Raw genomic sequence first — 13,548 nt, 5'->3', positions numbered from 1 at the left:
GGCGTCCCGTCGAGGGGTTTACCGATCCGGTCGCGGGCCGAAGGCTGTTCCGGCGTCGGGCTCCAGGAACTCCAGCCGGTTGCCCACCGGGTCCTCGCTGTAGAAGCGGCGGTGGCCCGGGAGCGTGTCGTCCCAGCGGACGGGTGCGCCGTGGGCGGCCAGGCGGTCGGCGAGGGCGTCGATCCCGGTGACGCGGAGACCGGGGTGGGCCTTGGCGGCGGGGCGGAAGCCCTGCTCCACACCGAGGTGGATGCGGACCGGGGCGGCGTCCGGGCCGGTCCGGAACCAGCAGCCGCCCCGCGCGGCGAGCACCGGGGGCTTCGGCTCCTCGGTCATGGCGAGGACACCCCCGTAGAACGCGCGCAGCAGGTGCTCGGAGCCGGGAGGGGCGGCGAGCTGTACGTGGTCCAGTGCGGCGATCACGCGTCCCCCCGCCTCGCGCTGCCCGTGACACCCGCGCCACCCGCGACCCGGGCGACGGCGAAGATCCGGCGGAACGGGAAGACCGTGCCGTGCGGGCCCTGCGGGTAGGCGGTGCGCAGCAGGTCCCGGTACTCGGCGAGGAAGGCGTCGAGGGCCTCGGGGTCGTCGGCGAGAGCGGCGAGGACCGGGCGCAGACCGGTGCCCTTGACCCAGTCGAGGACCGGGTCGTCGCCGTGCAGGACCTGGAGGTACGTGGTCTCCCAGACGTCCACCGCCACGCACCCGGCGGCGGAGAGGCGGGCGTAGTAGGCGGCGGGTTCCAGGACGGCGTCCTCGTGGCGGAGGAGTCCGCCGAGGCGGCCGCGCCAGCGGGGGGACTCGGCGAGTTCGCGCATCAGGACGTGGCTGGGGGCGCCGAAGTTGCTGGGCACCTGGAAGGCGAGGGTGCCCCCGGGGGCGAGGCCGTCCAGCCAGGCGGGGAAGCGGTCGGCGTGGCCGGGGACCCACTGGAGCAGGGCGTTGGAGGCGATCAGGCCGTACGGCTCCGCGGGGGCCCACTCCGAGACGTCCGCCTCGGCGAAGTCGAGCGTGGCGGTGGCGTGGGTACGGGCCTGCGCCAGCATCTGCGGGGAGTTGTCGTAGCCGGTGATCCGGGCCCCGGGCCACCGGTCGGCGAGGAGGACGGTGACGTTCCCCGGGCCGCAGCCGAGGTCGGCGATGCGGGGGCGGGGGCCGCCGGGGAGGTCGCCCACCCGGGCCAGGAGATCGAGGAAGGGGCGCGTGCGGTGCGACGCGTGGCGGAGATACTGGCCGGGGTCCCAGACGGATTCGCTCATGCCCTCAGCATCACCCCGGACTATCTTGACGTCAAGACACTTGAAACCAAGAGACTTCATGTCGAGGGACCCTCTACACTGATCGACATGGAGGACGAGGTCGACCGTCTGGTCGCAGCATGGCGCCGCGAGCGCCCCGACCTCGACGTGGAACCACTAGAGGTCCTCAGCCGGGTGTCGCGCCTCGCGCGCCACCTCGACCGGGCCCGCCGCATCGCCTTCGCCGAGCACAGCCTGGAGCCCTGGGAGTTCGACGTCCTCACGTCGCTGCGCCGGGCCGGCGCCCCGTACCAGCTCTCCCCCGGCCAGCTGCTGACGCAGACCCTGGTCACCTCGGGCACGATGACCAACCGCATCGACCGGCTGACCAAGAAGAACCTGGTGGAACGCCTCCCCGACCCCAACGACCGGCGCGGGGTGCTGGTCCGGCTGACCGCCGAGGGGCGCGACAAGGCCGACCAGTCGCTGGCCGGGCTGCTCGACCAGGAGCGCGCCATCCTCGGCGAGCTCTCCCCTCGCCAGCGCGGCGAACTCGCCGATCTGCTACGCCAGTTGACCGCCCCGTTCGACAACGTCCCCGGTTAGACCCACTTCGGACGTCAGATCGACCGGGCCCACGCCCGCCCTGCGGGCCAGCGCCACGGCCGCCAGCGTCGAATGCACCCCGAGCTTGCCCAGGACGTTCTGCATGTGGGTACGGACCGTGTGCGGCGAGAGGTAGAGCCGCTCCGCCACCGCCTTGCGCCCCAGCCCCGCGACCATGCAGCGCAGCACCTCCCGCTCGCGCGGGGTGAGCGACTCCACCAGCAGCTCGCTCTCGGTGCGGTGCTTGCGCGCGGCCGTCAACTCCCGCAGTACGCCCGTGAGCAGGGCCGGCGGCAGGTGGGTCTCGCCGCGCAGCACCCCCCGGATGACCGCCAACAGGCGTTGCAGGGAACAGTCCTTGGCGACCCAGCCGGAGGCACCCGCCTGGAGCGCCGCCGCCGCCCGTCGCGGGTCGTCCCGCTCCGCGAGGACCACCGTGCGGACGCCCGGCCGGGCCTCGCGGACCCCCGCGACGAGGGAGATCCCGTCGACCGGGCCCCCCTGCTGCGGGATCCCGCCCGCCGCCGGGGCGCCGCCCAGCTCCGCGTCGACCAGCATGACGTCGTAGGCACGGCCCTCGGTGGCGGCACGGTCGAGGCAGCGCAGTGCGGCCGGGCCGCTGCCTGCGGCGGCCACGTCTACGTCCGGCTCGGCGGCGAGCGCCGCGGCGAGCGATTCGGCAAAAATACGATGGTCGTCGACCACGAGAACCCGGATACGGGCCACGTCTACCCCCCAGTGGGACGGTCCCGGTCCGCCGTCCTGAGGCCGGACCCGGGTGGGAACACGTCGGGGCGGTCGTGGCGCCCGAGCTCCGCGACGGGAGAGCCGTCCGCGCGGCCCCGCCGCGCGCACCGAGCCGCCACCGTCTGCGCCCGGGTGCCGCACCGCCCGTCTCGGCCCCTGAACGGCACCGGCCCCCACCGGTGCTGCCCATCAGCGTACGGGCGTACGGGTGCCCGGGAAGCCGATTCGCGGAAGTGACCGTCCCCGGCGTTCAAGGGGTGCTTCCTGTCCCGTTCCGGGACGGAAGTGGACGAACGAGACCGCATTCTGTGCCACCGCGCCGGGGTGCGGGGGCGGATGCGCGGGTGCGGTGGCACCGGACACGGCAGAGCGCCGGGACCGGCCGTGGGGCCGTGTCCCGGCGCTCGTACACGCGGGTCGGGTGCGGGGCGGTCGTCAGACCAGGCGGCGCGCGCCCGCCGAGGGGACGGCGGCGAAGACGCCCGGGGCGGCGTGGCCGGCCGCCGCGAAGGCGTCGAGCACCGACTTGGTGACCGCCTCGGCGTCGGACTCCTCGACCAGCACGATCGCCGAGCCGCCGAAGCCGCCGCCGGTCATGCGGGCGCCGAGCGCCCCGGCCGCGTTCGCGGTCGCCACGGCGAGGTCCAGCTCGTCGCAGGAGACCCGCAGGTCGTCGCGGAGCGAGGTGTGGCCCTGGGTGAGCACCGGACCCGCCGCGCGGACGTCCCCGGCGTCGAGCAGGGCGATGACCTGCTCCACCCGGGCGTTGTCGCTGACCACGTGGCGTACGTAGCGGACGACGGACTCGTCCGCGCCGGCCGCCTCCAGGCGGGCGAGGGCGTCGGGGAGGTCCTCGTGAGCCAGCTCGCGGAGCTTGCCCAGCCCGAGCAGGCGGGCGCCCTCCTCGCAGCCGGCCCGGCGCTCGGCGTAGGCGCCGTCTCCCAGTGCGTGCTTGACGCGGGTGTCCACGACCAGCAGCCGCAGCCCGTGCGCGGCGAGGTCGAAGGGGACCTGGCGCACGGCGAGGTCGCGGGTGTCCAGGTGGAGGGCGTGACCGTCGGTGCAGCAGGCGGACGCCATCTGGTCCATGACACCGCAGGGCACGCCGACGAAGTCGTTCTCGGCGGCCTGGCCGAGGACGGCCAGTTCGGCGGCGGTCAGGCCGAGGCCGAAGAGGTCGTTCAGGGCGAGGGCGACGACCACTTCGAGGGCGGCGGACGAGGAGAGCCCGGCGCCGGTCGGCACGGTGGAGGTGACCTGGATGTCCGCGCCGGTGATCTCGTGCCCGGCGCGGCGCAGCGCCCAGACGACACCCGCGGGGTACGCGGCCCAGCCGTGGCCCTCGTTGGGGGTCAGGCCGTCGACGGCGAGCTGCACGATGCCGCCGGGTACGTCGGTGGAGTGCAGCCGCAGCTGGCCGTCGGTGCGCCGGGCGACGGCGGCACGGGCGGTGTGCGGGAGGGCGAGCGGCATGACGAAGCCGTCGTTGAAGTCGGTGTACTCGCCTATGAGGTTGACGCGCCCGGGGGCGGCCCAGACCCCTTCGGGCTCGGTGCCGTACAGCGCGCGGAAGGAGGCGGTGAACTCGTCCTGGCCCAGCGGTCCGGTGGTCGCGACGGCCTCGGCGGCGGTGCTCTCGGGTGTCCCGGTCATTATGCGGTGGTCTCCTCTCGGCGGGCGAACGCCCAGGCGTCCGCGACGATACCGGCCAGGTCCGGGCGGCTCGGCGTCCAGCCCAGGCGCTCGCGGGCGGTGGCGGCGGAGGCGACGAGGACGGCCGGGTCGCCGGCGCGGCGCGGGGCGGCGGTCTCCGGGATCGGGTGGCCGGTGACCTCGCGGACGGTCTCGATGACCTGGCGGACCGAGAAGCCGTTGCCGTTGCCCAGGTTGCAGATGAGGTGCTCGCCCGAGGTGGCGGCGCCCAGCGCGAGGAGGTGCGCTTCGGCGAGGTCGGCGACGTGGATGTAGTCGCGGACGCAGGTGCCGTCGGGGGTGGGGTAGTCGTCGCCGTAGACGTTGATCGACTCGCGCTCGCCGAGGGCGACCTGGAGGACCAGCGGGATGAGGTGGGACTCGGGGTCGTGGCGCTCCCCGGTGTTCCCGTACGCGCCGGCCACGTTGAAGTAGCGGAGCGAGACGGCGGCCAGCCCGTGGGCGGCGGCCTCGCCGGTGATCATGTGGTCGACGGCGAGCTTGGTCGCGCCGTACGGGTTGGTGGGGGCGGTCGGGTCGGTCTCCGTGATGGGGCTGGAGACCGGCTCGCCGTAGGTGGCGGCGGTGGAGGAGAAGACGAGGGTGCGCACCCCGGCGTCCCGCATCGCGGCGAGCAGCGCGGTGGTGCCGCCGACGTTGTTGAGCCAGTACTTCTCCGGGTTCACGACGGACTCGCCGACCTGGGAGAACGCGGCGAAGTGCAGGACGGCGTCGTAGGAGGGGTCGAGCCACTTCGCGGCGTCCTGGATGCGGCCCTCGATGAACTCGGCGCCCTGCGGGACGCCCTCCCGGAAGCCGGTGGAGAGGTCGTCGAGCACGGTGACGGTGTGCCCGGCCTCCAGCAGGTGGGTGGCGACCACGCTGCCCACGTAACCGGCGCCGCCGGTGACCAGGTACTTCTTCGGGGTGCTGCTGCTCACTTGCTCGCTACCTCTCGCAGTCGCTCGGCCGCGGTCTCCGGCGGCACGTCGTTGATGAACGCTCCCATGCCGGACTCCGATCCGGCGAGGAACTTCAGCTTGCCCGGGGTGCGGCGGATGGTGAAGAGCTCCAGGTGGAGGGCGAGCTCCTCGCGCCCGGGGGCGCTGAACGGCGCCTGGTGCCAGGCGGCGATGTACGGGGTGGGGGGCGCGTCGGGGCCGAAGATCCGGTCGAAGCGCCGCAGGAGCTCCAGGTACATCTGCGGGAACTCCGCGCGGGCGGCGTCGTCTAGCTCGCGGAAGTCGGCGACGCGGGTGCGCGGATAGAGGTGGACCTCGTACGGCCAGTGCGCGGCGTACGGGACGAACGCGACCCAGTGCTCGCCGGTGAGGACGATCCGGTCGCCCTCGGCGATCTCGCGGGCGACGACGTCCTCGAAGAGGTTCCGTCCGGTCTCCTCGCGGTGGGCGACGGCCGAACGCAACATCAGTTCGGTTCGAGGCGTCACGAAGGGGTAGCCGTAGATCTGGCCATGGGGGTGACCGAGCGTCACACCGATCTCGGCGCCCCGGTTCTCGAAGCAGAAGACCTGCTCGACCTGGCCGAGCCCGGCGAGAGCGGCGGTGCGGTCGGTCCAGGCCGCCAGCACGAGAGCGGCCTGCTCATCGGTGAGATCGGCGAAGGAGGAGTTGTGGTCGGAGGTGAAGCAGACGACCTCGCAGCGACCGGAGTCCCCGGCGAGCGACGGGAAGCGGTTCTCGAAGACCACGGCTTCGTAGGTGGCGTCGGGGATCTCGCTGAGCCGTCCGTCCCGCGACGGGCAGAGCGGGCACTCGTCCGCCGGCGGGTGGTAGGTGCGGCCCTGGCGGTGGGAGGCGATGGCGACCGCGTCGCCCAGGACCGGGTCGCGCCGGATCTCGGACGAGGTGGCGACGGCGCCGAGCGGCCGTCGGTCCACCGCATCGCGTACGACGTCGTCGGCGGAGTCGTAATAGATCAGTTCCCGACCGTCGGCGAGGGTCGTTGCCGTCTTCTTCACCAGGTTCCTCCAAACATAACTAAACATAATTAACCACAACCAAACAGGAGCGTCAATGACGTAACTCTTTGTAGACGAGTCCTTTCTCTGTGTGCGATTAAGTGGAGACCTGGTTCCTTATATCGGGTCAATTCGCCCCTCTGCATCACGATCAAACAAAGAACACCAGTTGGTTTGTTCAGTTATTGAATGCATGGGCGTAAGTTTCATCAGGTTCAGTTCGCGCAACGAAGCGAGTACCCCCCATGAACTATCTGGCTGAAGGGCTCCGGCTCCCCACGAACGGCCTCGATTACACAATCCTGGCCATCTACTTCGTCGTGGTCCTCGGCATCGGCTTCGCGGCCCGCGCCAGTGTGAAGACCAGCCTCGACTTCTTCCTCTCCGGCCGCTCCCTGCCCGCCTGGGTCACCGGTCTGGCCTTCGTGGCCGCCAACCTCGGCGCCACGGAGATCCTCGGCATGGCCGCGACCGGCGCGCAGTACGGCGTCTCGGTCGTCCACTGGTACTGGATCGGCGCCATCCCCGCCATGGTCTTCCTCGGCCTGGTGATGATGCCGTTCTACTACCGCTCGAAGGTCCGGTCCGTCCCGGAGTTCCTGCTCCAGCGGTTCGACAAGTCGGCCCACCTGCTGAGCTCCGCCCTGTTCGCCTTCGCCGCCATCCTGATAGCCGGCGTCAACCTCTACGCGCTCTCGATCGTCGTGGAGGCGCTGCTGGGCTGGCCGCAGTGGGTCGCGATCACCGTCGCGGGCATCTTCGTCCTCCTGTACATCACCATCGGCGGACTCTCCTCGGCGATCTACAACGAGGTGCTCCAGTTCTTCGTCATCCTCGCCGCGCTCATACCCCTCACCATCCTGGGTCTCAAGCGCGTCGGCGGCTGGGACGGCCTGTCCGACTCCCTGACGAAGAGCCACGGGTCGAAGTTCATGTCCGCCTGGAGCGGTACGGGCATCGGTGACAGCAACGCCCTCGGCGCCAACTGGCTGACGATCATCCTCGGCCTCGGCTTCGTCCTCTCCTTCGGCTACTGGACGACCAACTTCGCCGAGGTGCAGCGCGCCCTGTCCGCGAAGAACCTCTCGGCCGCGCAGCGCACCCCGCTCATCGCCGCGTTCCCGAAGATCTTCATCGTCTTCCTGGTGATGATCCCGGGCATGGTCGCCGCCGTCGTCGTCCCGAACATCGGCACCGACCGCTCGGACCTGACGTACAACGACGCCATCCCGCTGCTGATGCGCGACCTGCTCCCGAACGGTGTCCTCGGCATCGCGGTGACCGGTCTGCTCGCCGCGTTCATGGCCGGTATGGCCGCCAACGTCTCCTCGTTCAACACGGTGTTCACCACGGACATCTGGGCGCGGTACGTGAAGAAGGACAAGCCGGACGCGTACTACCTGAAGTTCGGCCGCGGCGTCACCGCCGTCGGCGTGCTGGCCTCGATCGGCACCGCGTTCATCGCGTCGAGCTTCACGAACATCATGAGCTACCTGCAGACGCTCTTCTCGTTCTTCAACGTCCCGATGTTCGTCGTCTTCATCATCGGCATGTTCTGGAAGCGCGCGTCGATGAAGTCCGGCGTCTGGGGCCTGGTCGCGGGCACCACCGCCGCGATGATCAACTACTTCGTCTTCTACAAGCAGGGGATCATCGACATCCCGACCGACCAGGGAGCGAACTTCGTCTCCGCCATCGTCGGCTTCGTCGCCGGTGCGGTCGTCATGGTCGCCGTCACCCTGTTCACCGCCCCGAAGCCGGCCGCCGAACTGGCCGGCCTGGTCTACGGCACCGAGTCCCCGGACGCCCCCGAGGTGCCGGAGGAGTCCGACTCCGCGTGGTACCGCAAGCCGGCCCTGCTGGGCTGGGGCGCCATCGTGATCGCCGCCGCCTGCTACATCCCCTACTCGTTCTGATCGGAGGAACCACCATGTCCGAACTGCACAAGGAAGTCTCCGACCTGGAGAGCAAGTCCGCCACGGCGGCACGCCTCTTCGACATCAGGCGGATCATCGGCGGTCTCTTCGTGGTCTACGGAGTCATCGTCACCATCGCGGGCATCAGCCCGTCCGACGCCGACCTCAAGAAGGCCCAGGGCGTCAACATCAACCTGTGGACCGGCCTCGCGATGCTCGTCCTCGGACTGCTGTTCCTGCTCTGGATGTGGCTGCGCCCGACGCAGGCCCCGGTCGAACCGGTCGAGCCGGGCGGCCCCGCCGGTCACTGACCGGCCGCACCGCACCTCCAGCACGGCCACCGCAGGGGCCGGACCCACCCGCAGCTCAGGGTGCGTCCGGCCCCTGCGGCATGTCGTACCCGGGCTCGCGCGCCGCGCCCATCGCCGTGTGGACGGCCGCCCGGTCCAGCAGCCCCGTACGGGCCGCGAGCGCGGCGGCCTCCAGCCGGGAACCGACGCCGAGCTTCATCAGGACCCGCTGGACGTGGGTACGGGCGGTGCTCGGCGCGATCCGCATGCCGGCGGCGATCAGGCGGGTGCCCTCGCCCTCGGCGACGCGTACCAGCACCTCGGCCTCGCGGGGCGTCAGCAGCCGCAGCAGGCGCTGGCCCTCGTCGTCGGGCTTCTCCACCGGGTGCAGCAGCTCGGTGAAGGCGCCCCTGAGCAGGGCGGGCGCCACCGACGCCTCACCGGCCCTGGCCTTCATCATGGCCCGCTCCACGCCCTCGATGCGTTCGTCGTGCCGGACGTATCCGGCCGCGCCCGCCGCGAAGGCCGCCGCGATCCCCCGGGGACTGGGCACCGGGCCCAGCACCACCACCGCCACCTGCGGGCGCTCCCGGCCGATCCGCGCGATCGGGTCGAAGGCGCCCGGCGCGGCGGGAGCGGCCGTCCCGAAGAGACAGACCTCCGGGGCCCTGGCTATGACCAGGTCCGCGGCGCCCGAGGTCGGCGCCGTGGCCGCGAGCACGCGGTGCCCACGGAGCTTGAGTGCCGAGGCGAGCGCCTCGGCCAGCAGGCGGTGGTCGTCGACCACCATGAGCCGCACGCTCATCGCGCAGATACCCCCAGTACCGCCGTGAACCGCCGTGCGCATGTGTGCCACGACCGTCGGCCCCCCGGCCTAGACCCGGCAAGCTACACGCTTGTTCGACGCCGTGGCGCCCATACGTGGCAGAAGCCCCCCAGAAGGCCGATTTCTTCTGCTTCGGACGTCACGGAGTTGACGGAAAACGATCGGCCCCGCCGGTCTTCCTCCGACCGGCGGGGCCGTCCTACGGGGTGCCCCAGGCGGGGGCGGGTGGTGTCCGGCGCGGGCCGGGCGCCGGGTCAGCCGGTGGTGAACGCCATGGCGAGGAGCCGGTCGTCGTCGTCCGCCCCGCTCGATTCGCTGAGCATGTTCGGCGACAGGAAGAGCCGGCCCTTCTCGTACAGGAACTCGCCCCGGTCGTAGCCGAAGTAGGTCTCCGCGTCCCGGGTCTTCTCGGTGCTGGGGTTCTCCATCAGCACCGTCTCCTTCAGGGTCGCGCCGTCGAGCGAGACGACCTCGCCGCCCTTGTCGTACGGGGGCACCTTGTACGCGATGACGTTGGTGCCGTCCATCCGGAGCGGGATCATGCTGTACCGCTCGCCGGCGTCGGCGCGGGCGCCGAGCAGCTTGCCGGTGGTGAGGTCGAACGCGACGATCTCGTTGGTGTCGCCGTACTCGGCGGTGCCCTCGTGGGACTCGGTGGGCACGTACAGGCGGTTGTTGCCGACCGTCATGCCGACGCACCGCTCCACCTCGGTGGAGCCGCACTCCCCCGCGTACCGTTCGGCGTCGGCGGAGATCCGGACGATCAGCTTGCCGGTGCCGGAGTCGATGGAGAAGTAGTCCGAGATGCTGGAGCCGTCACCGGCCGTGTCGCCGATGTCGGCGGCGACGACCAGCGGCTTGGTGGAGACGACCGCCGCGTACTCGACGCCGGGCGGCATGTCGTACGAGGAGATCGGGGCGCCGGTCTTGGCGTCCAGCGTCTGGATGGAGAGCTTCGGGTCGTCGTACGAACCGCACTTGCGGACGGTGACGAGCGCCTCGCCGCCGCCGTACCCGGTGTCGTAGCAGTCGTCGGTGGAGATCTTCGGCGCCCAGAGCTGGGCCCCGGTGGTGATGTCGAAGGCGGCGCCGCCCTCGGTGCCCGCCGCGGCGACGGTGGTCCCGCTGACCGTCACCTCCGTGAACCGGACCGGCTCGTCACCGTTGGAGGAGGCGGTGACCGACTTCGACCAGATCATCTTGCCGGTGTTCAGGTCGAGCGCGCCGAGCTTGTTGCAGGAGGGGTACTTGTCCGCCGAGGTCGGCTTGGACTCCTCGAAGACGATCGCGGTCTTGTAGTCCTTCGTCATGTGCCGGGAGGCCGCGCAGAGCTGGCCGGCCGTCGGGATCGACCAGAGCTTGGTGCCCTTGGCCAGGTCGTATCCGGCGACCTCGTACACCCCGGTCTTCACGTACACCTTGTCGGTGACCCAGGAGCCGTAGACGGTGGTGACGTCGGAGACCTTCGGCTTCGGGATCTCGAAGGCGACGTGCGACTTGGTGGAGGCCGGCACCTTCTCGGTGCCTCCGGCGAGACCGCCGCCGTCCCCCTTGTCGCCGGCACCGCCGTCACCGCCGGCGGGCCCGGCGGTGGAGACCTTCGGGTCCCCGCCGTCGCCGGACGCCGAGTAGACGATCCCGGCGCCGACGATCAGCACCACGGCGAGCGCCGCCCCGATGATGATCTTCATCTGGGCGGTGAGCTTCTTCGCCCCGCCGGTGCCCTGGGGCGGCTGCGGCTGCGCGTACTGAGGCTGCGTCGGGTAGCCGTACCCCGGCTGCCCGGGACCGGGCTGGCCGAAGTAGCCGGGCTGGCCGGGCTGCGAGGAGGTCGGCGTCTGCGGGTAGCCGTACCCGGCCTGCGGGGGCGGCGGTCCCTGCGGATAGCCGTACCCGGGCTGCGGCTGCGGGTACCCGTACCCGGGCCCGGCCGGACCCTGCGGCGGCTGGGGTTGGGGCTGGGCCTGCGGCGGCTGGGGTGCCTGAGGCTGCGGGGCCTGGGGCGGCTGGGGTGCCTGAGGCTGCGGGGGCGGCGGGGGCGTTCCGTACGGGGAGGGCGGCGGCGCGCCGAATCCGCCGGGCGGCGGGTCCTGCGGGGCGCCGAACCCGCCCTTCGGCGGTTCGCCGGGCTGCTGCGGGGGCGGGGGCGGCTGGGTCATCTCGTACGTACCTCTGGGGAAGGGTGGGTGGAATGGGGGGGAGTCGTGGACGCGGCCCGGGGGCGGCGGTGTCAGTTGCCGAACGCGATCATCGCCGTCTCGCGGTCGTCGCCCCGGTTGTTCGCCTCGGTGAGCCGGTCGGTGACGATGATGGAACGCCCGTCCAGCCAGAGGAACTTGCCGTCGAAGATGTTCTCCTCGACGAGCGCCGTGGACGCCGGGTGCTGGAGCAGGACCTTGGGGGCTCCACCGGTCGGCGCGATGGAGGCGATGGCGCCGCCGTGGTCGTAGGTGACCTCCAGACGGACGATCAGGTTGGCGCCGTCCATCCGCATCGGCTCCATCACCCGCCCGGCCGGGGCAGCCGACTTCCACTTGGTCTTGCCGGAGTCGAGGTCGAAGGCGACCACCGAGTTGGTGCGGTCCGTGGAGCCGGACGCCTCGGTCGCCATGTAGAACGTCTTCGCGTCCGCCACGACGCCCGTGCAGCTGTCCAGGGACTTGCCGAAGATCTCCAGCGAACTGCCGCAGTCCGGGGCGAACTTGTCCGCCGCGTCACCCGTCAGCTGGGACCGGAGCGCTCCGTCGTCCTTGAGGGCGATGATGCCCCACGACTTCTTCTTCTCGTTGGTCAGCGCCACGACGAGCGGGTCGACCGAGTACACCCGGTCGACCTCCCAGCCGCGTTCCGGCTGGTACGTCCAACGGGCCTTGCCGGTGTTCGGGTCGAGCTGCTGGATCTGCTGCTGCGGGTTGTCCAGGTCGCCCGTGCTGCAGTTCAGGGCGGCGATGAGCTTCGGGCCGCCCGCGTAGGCGACCGGCTGGCAGTCGCCGGACGGCCGGCCGAACAACTCCTTCCCGTCGCTGACCCGGAACGCGTCGGTGCCGCCGGAGCGGCCGACCGTCACGGTGTCACCGCTGATCGCCAGGCCGATGTCGGACAGCAGGTCCCAGACGCCGTTCTGCTTGATCGTCTTCTTCCAGCCCGCCTTGCCGGAGGCGAGGTCGATCTGCTGGAGCTGGGAGCAGTCCGCCTTGTCACCGGTGCCGTCCATCAGCCCGAGGACGATCTTGCCGTTCGTGGTGGCGTTGACGGGAGCGGCGCAGATGTCGGTGGAGAACTTCACCGTCCACGCCTCCTCGCCGGTGGCGAGCGAGTAGCCGGAGATGCCCCGGTAGGCGGCCTTGGCCAGGGTGTCGCCGACGACCCAGGGGCCGTAGACCCGGGCGCCGTCGCGCGGCAGCTTCAGGTCGTTGTCCTGCTTCCAGAGGACCTTCGCCTCGCCCTTCTGCCGGCCGGCGTTCAGGTCGTCGTCCGTGTCGCGGCCCTCGTCGTTCCCGTCGGCCGGGCCCGATCCCGAGGCGCTGGGCCCGGCACCGCCCTTCCCGTCCGAGCTCTTCCCGGCGACCGGCTTCCCACCGCCGCCGTCCCCGCCGACGGCCACGCCCACACCGACCGCCGCGACCACGACCACCGCGACGGCCGCCGCGACGATCACCCCGGTCCGGCCGCGGAGGAACCCGCGCCCGGACGAGGGGGACGGCGCGACGGGCGGGGGACCGGGCGGCGCGGGGTAACCCGGGTAGCCCTGCTGGCCGTAAGGCCCTGGCTGCGGCGCGCCGTACGGACCCGGCGCCTGCTGACCGTACGGGCCGGACTGCGGCTGACCGTACGGACCGGGGGGCTGCTGACCGTACGGGCCCGGCGCCTGCTGACCGTACGGACCGGGCTGCTGCTGGCCGTACGGGCCCGGCTGCGGCTGCTCACCGTACGGGCCCGGCTGCGGCGCGCCGTACAGGCCGGGGGCCTGCGGGTAGCCGTTCCCGGGCGCGCCGGGGCCCGGGGGCTGCTGGCCGTAGGGACCGGGGGCCTGCGGGTAGCCGTACGCCGGAGCGCCGGGGGCCGGGGGCTGCGCAGGGGAGGCCGGCGGGGGCGGGGGCGGCGACCCGGCGGGCGGGGTCCCGGGCTGCTGGGCGGGGGGCTGCTGGGGAGACCCGCGGCCGGGCTCCTCCGGAGTTCCCGAGCCCCCCTGCGGCGGTTGCTGGCTGGGCGGCTGGGTCATCAGCACGTCCCCCTTCGTGCGGTTCCGGTG

General features: G+C 71.9%; 12 protein-coding genes. 3 read left to right on the top strand and 9 right to left on the bottom strand.

Annotated features, from left to right (window positions below; translation table 11 throughout):
- Nucleotides 1-18 precede the first annotated feature (18 nt).
- Entirely contained in the window at nt 19-423 is a 405-nt protein-coding gene (locus tag OG599_RS20590) for a VOC family protein (RefSeq protein WP_327177448.1), read from the bottom strand.
- Nucleotides 420-1,259 carry a trans-aconitate 2-methyltransferase gene (locus tag OG599_RS20585; protein WP_327177447.1) on the bottom strand — a complete coding sequence of 280 codons (840 nt, stop codon included), beginning with the start codon at nt 1,257-1,259 and terminating at the stop codon, nt 420-422. Before OG599_RS20585 ends, OG599_RS20590 begins: the two co-directional genes overlap by 4 nt.
- An 87-nt stretch (nt 1,260-1,346) precedes the next feature.
- Here OG599_RS20585 and OG599_RS20580 point away from each other — a divergent pair, with 87 nt between their 5' ends.
- Nucleotides 1,347-1,844: a MarR family winged helix-turn-helix transcriptional regulator gene (locus OG599_RS20580; RefSeq protein WP_327177446.1), complete on the top strand. Its 498-nt coding sequence runs from the start codon at nt 1,347-1,349 to the stop codon at nt 1,842-1,844.
- On the opposite strand, the gene OG599_RS20575 is transcribed toward OG599_RS20580, so the two are convergent.
- The 4 genes from OG599_RS20575 to galT form a co-directional block, all read right to left on the bottom strand.
- Nucleotides 1,803-2,570 carry a response regulator transcription factor gene (locus OG599_RS20575; RefSeq protein WP_327177445.1) on the bottom strand — a complete coding sequence of 256 codons (768 nt, stop codon included), beginning with the start codon at nt 2,568-2,570 and terminating at the stop codon, nt 1,803-1,805. The genes OG599_RS20580 and OG599_RS20575 overlap by 42 nt on opposite strands.
- Before the next feature lie 456 nt (nt 2,571-3,026).
- The gene (gene galK / locus OG599_RS20570; RefSeq protein WP_442809481.1) at nt 3,027-4,244 is read right to left on the bottom strand and encodes a galactokinase; all 1,218 of its coding nucleotides are present in this window, start codon (nt 4,242-4,244) and stop codon (nt 3,027-3,029) included.
- Complete coding sequence (gene galE / locus OG599_RS20565; protein ID WP_327177444.1) at nt 4,244-5,224, bottom strand: UDP-glucose 4-epimerase GalE; 981 nt, start codon at nt 5,222-5,224, stop codon at nt 4,244-4,246. The genes galK and galE overlap by 1 nt, the downstream gene beginning before the upstream one ends.
- Entirely contained in the window at nt 5,221-6,264 is a 1,044-nt protein-coding gene (gene galT / locus OG599_RS20560) for a galactose-1-phosphate uridylyltransferase (RefSeq protein ID WP_327177443.1), read from the bottom strand. The genes galE and galT overlap by 4 nt, the downstream gene beginning before the upstream one ends.
- A 245-nt stretch (nt 6,265-6,509) precedes the next feature.
- On the opposite strand from galT, the gene OG599_RS20555 reads away from it, so the two are divergent.
- Together OG599_RS20555 and OG599_RS20550 are read left to right on the top strand one after the other, a co-directional pair.
- A complete protein-coding gene (locus OG599_RS20555) occupies nt 6,510-8,180 on the top strand; it encodes a sodium:solute symporter family protein (RefSeq protein ID WP_327177442.1) in 1,671 nt (556 codons plus the stop codon).
- A gap of 14 nt (nt 8,181-8,194) precedes the next feature.
- On the top strand, nt 8,195-8,491 hold the full coding sequence (locus OG599_RS20550; RefSeq protein ID WP_327177441.1) for a hypothetical protein: 297 nt from the start codon (nt 8,195-8,197) through the stop codon (nt 8,489-8,491).
- 55 nt (nt 8,492-8,546) lie between these two features.
- On the opposite strand, the gene OG599_RS20545 is transcribed toward OG599_RS20550, so the two are convergent.
- From OG599_RS20545 to OG599_RS20535, 3 genes are all read right to left on the bottom strand, one after another.
- Nucleotides 8,547-9,275 carry a helix-turn-helix transcriptional regulator gene (locus tag OG599_RS20545; protein WP_327177440.1) on the bottom strand — a complete coding sequence of 243 codons (729 nt, stop codon included), beginning with the start codon at nt 9,273-9,275 and terminating at the stop codon, nt 8,547-8,549.
- A gap of 275 nt (nt 9,276-9,550) precedes the next feature.
- On the bottom strand, nt 9,551-11,455 hold the full coding sequence (locus OG599_RS20540) for an outer membrane protein assembly factor BamB family protein (protein ID WP_327177439.1): 1,905 nt from the start codon (nt 11,453-11,455) through the stop codon (nt 9,551-9,553).
- Nucleotides 11,456-11,526: 71 nt separating this feature from the next.
- Nucleotides 11,527-13,518 (bottom strand): outer membrane protein assembly factor BamB family protein, encoded by a 1,992-nt coding sequence (locus OG599_RS20535; protein ID WP_327177438.1) that lies wholly within the window; start codon nt 13,516-13,518, stop codon nt 11,527-11,529.
- Nucleotides 13,519-13,548: the final 30 nt, after the last annotated feature.

Origin of the sequence: Streptomyces sp. NBC_01335 (assembly GCF_035953295.1) — a bacterium.
Taxonomy (GTDB): Bacteria; Actinomycetota; Actinomycetes; order Streptomycetales; family Streptomycetaceae; genus Streptomyces.
This window is presented reverse-complemented; position numbering and strand designations above follow the sequence as displayed.

Bases quoted from the DNA above. Each gene is read 5' to 3' on its own strand.
- OG599_RS20585 (WP_327177447.1), bottom strand. From the start codon at position 1,259: ATGAGCGAATCCGTCTGGGACCCCGGCCAGTATCTCCGCCACGCGTCG.
- OG599_RS20580 (WP_327177446.1), top strand. From the start codon at position 1,347: ATGGAGGACGAGGTCGACCGTCTGGTCGCAGCATGGCGCCGCGAGCGC.
- galK (WP_442809481.1), bottom strand. From the start codon at position 4,244: ATGACCGGGACACCCGAGAGCACCGCCGCCGAGGCCGTCGCGACCACC.
- OG599_RS20555 (WP_327177442.1), top strand. From the start codon at position 6,510: ATGAACTATCTGGCTGAAGGGCTCCGGCTCCCCACGAACGGCCTCGAT.
- OG599_RS20550 (WP_327177441.1), top strand. From the start codon at position 8,195: ATGTCCGAACTGCACAAGGAAGTCTCCGACCTGGAGAGCAAGTCCGCC.
- OG599_RS20545 (WP_327177440.1), bottom strand. From the start codon at position 9,275: ATGAGCGTGCGGCTCATGGTGGTCGACGACCACCGCCTGCTGGCCGAG.
- OG599_RS20540 (WP_327177439.1), bottom strand. From the start codon at position 11,455: ATGACCCAGCCGCCCCCGCCCCCGCAGCAGCCCGGCGAACCGCCGAAG.
- OG599_RS20535 (WP_327177438.1), bottom strand. From the start codon at position 13,518: ATGACCCAGCCGCCCAGCCAGCAACCGCCGCAGGGGGGCTCGGGAACT.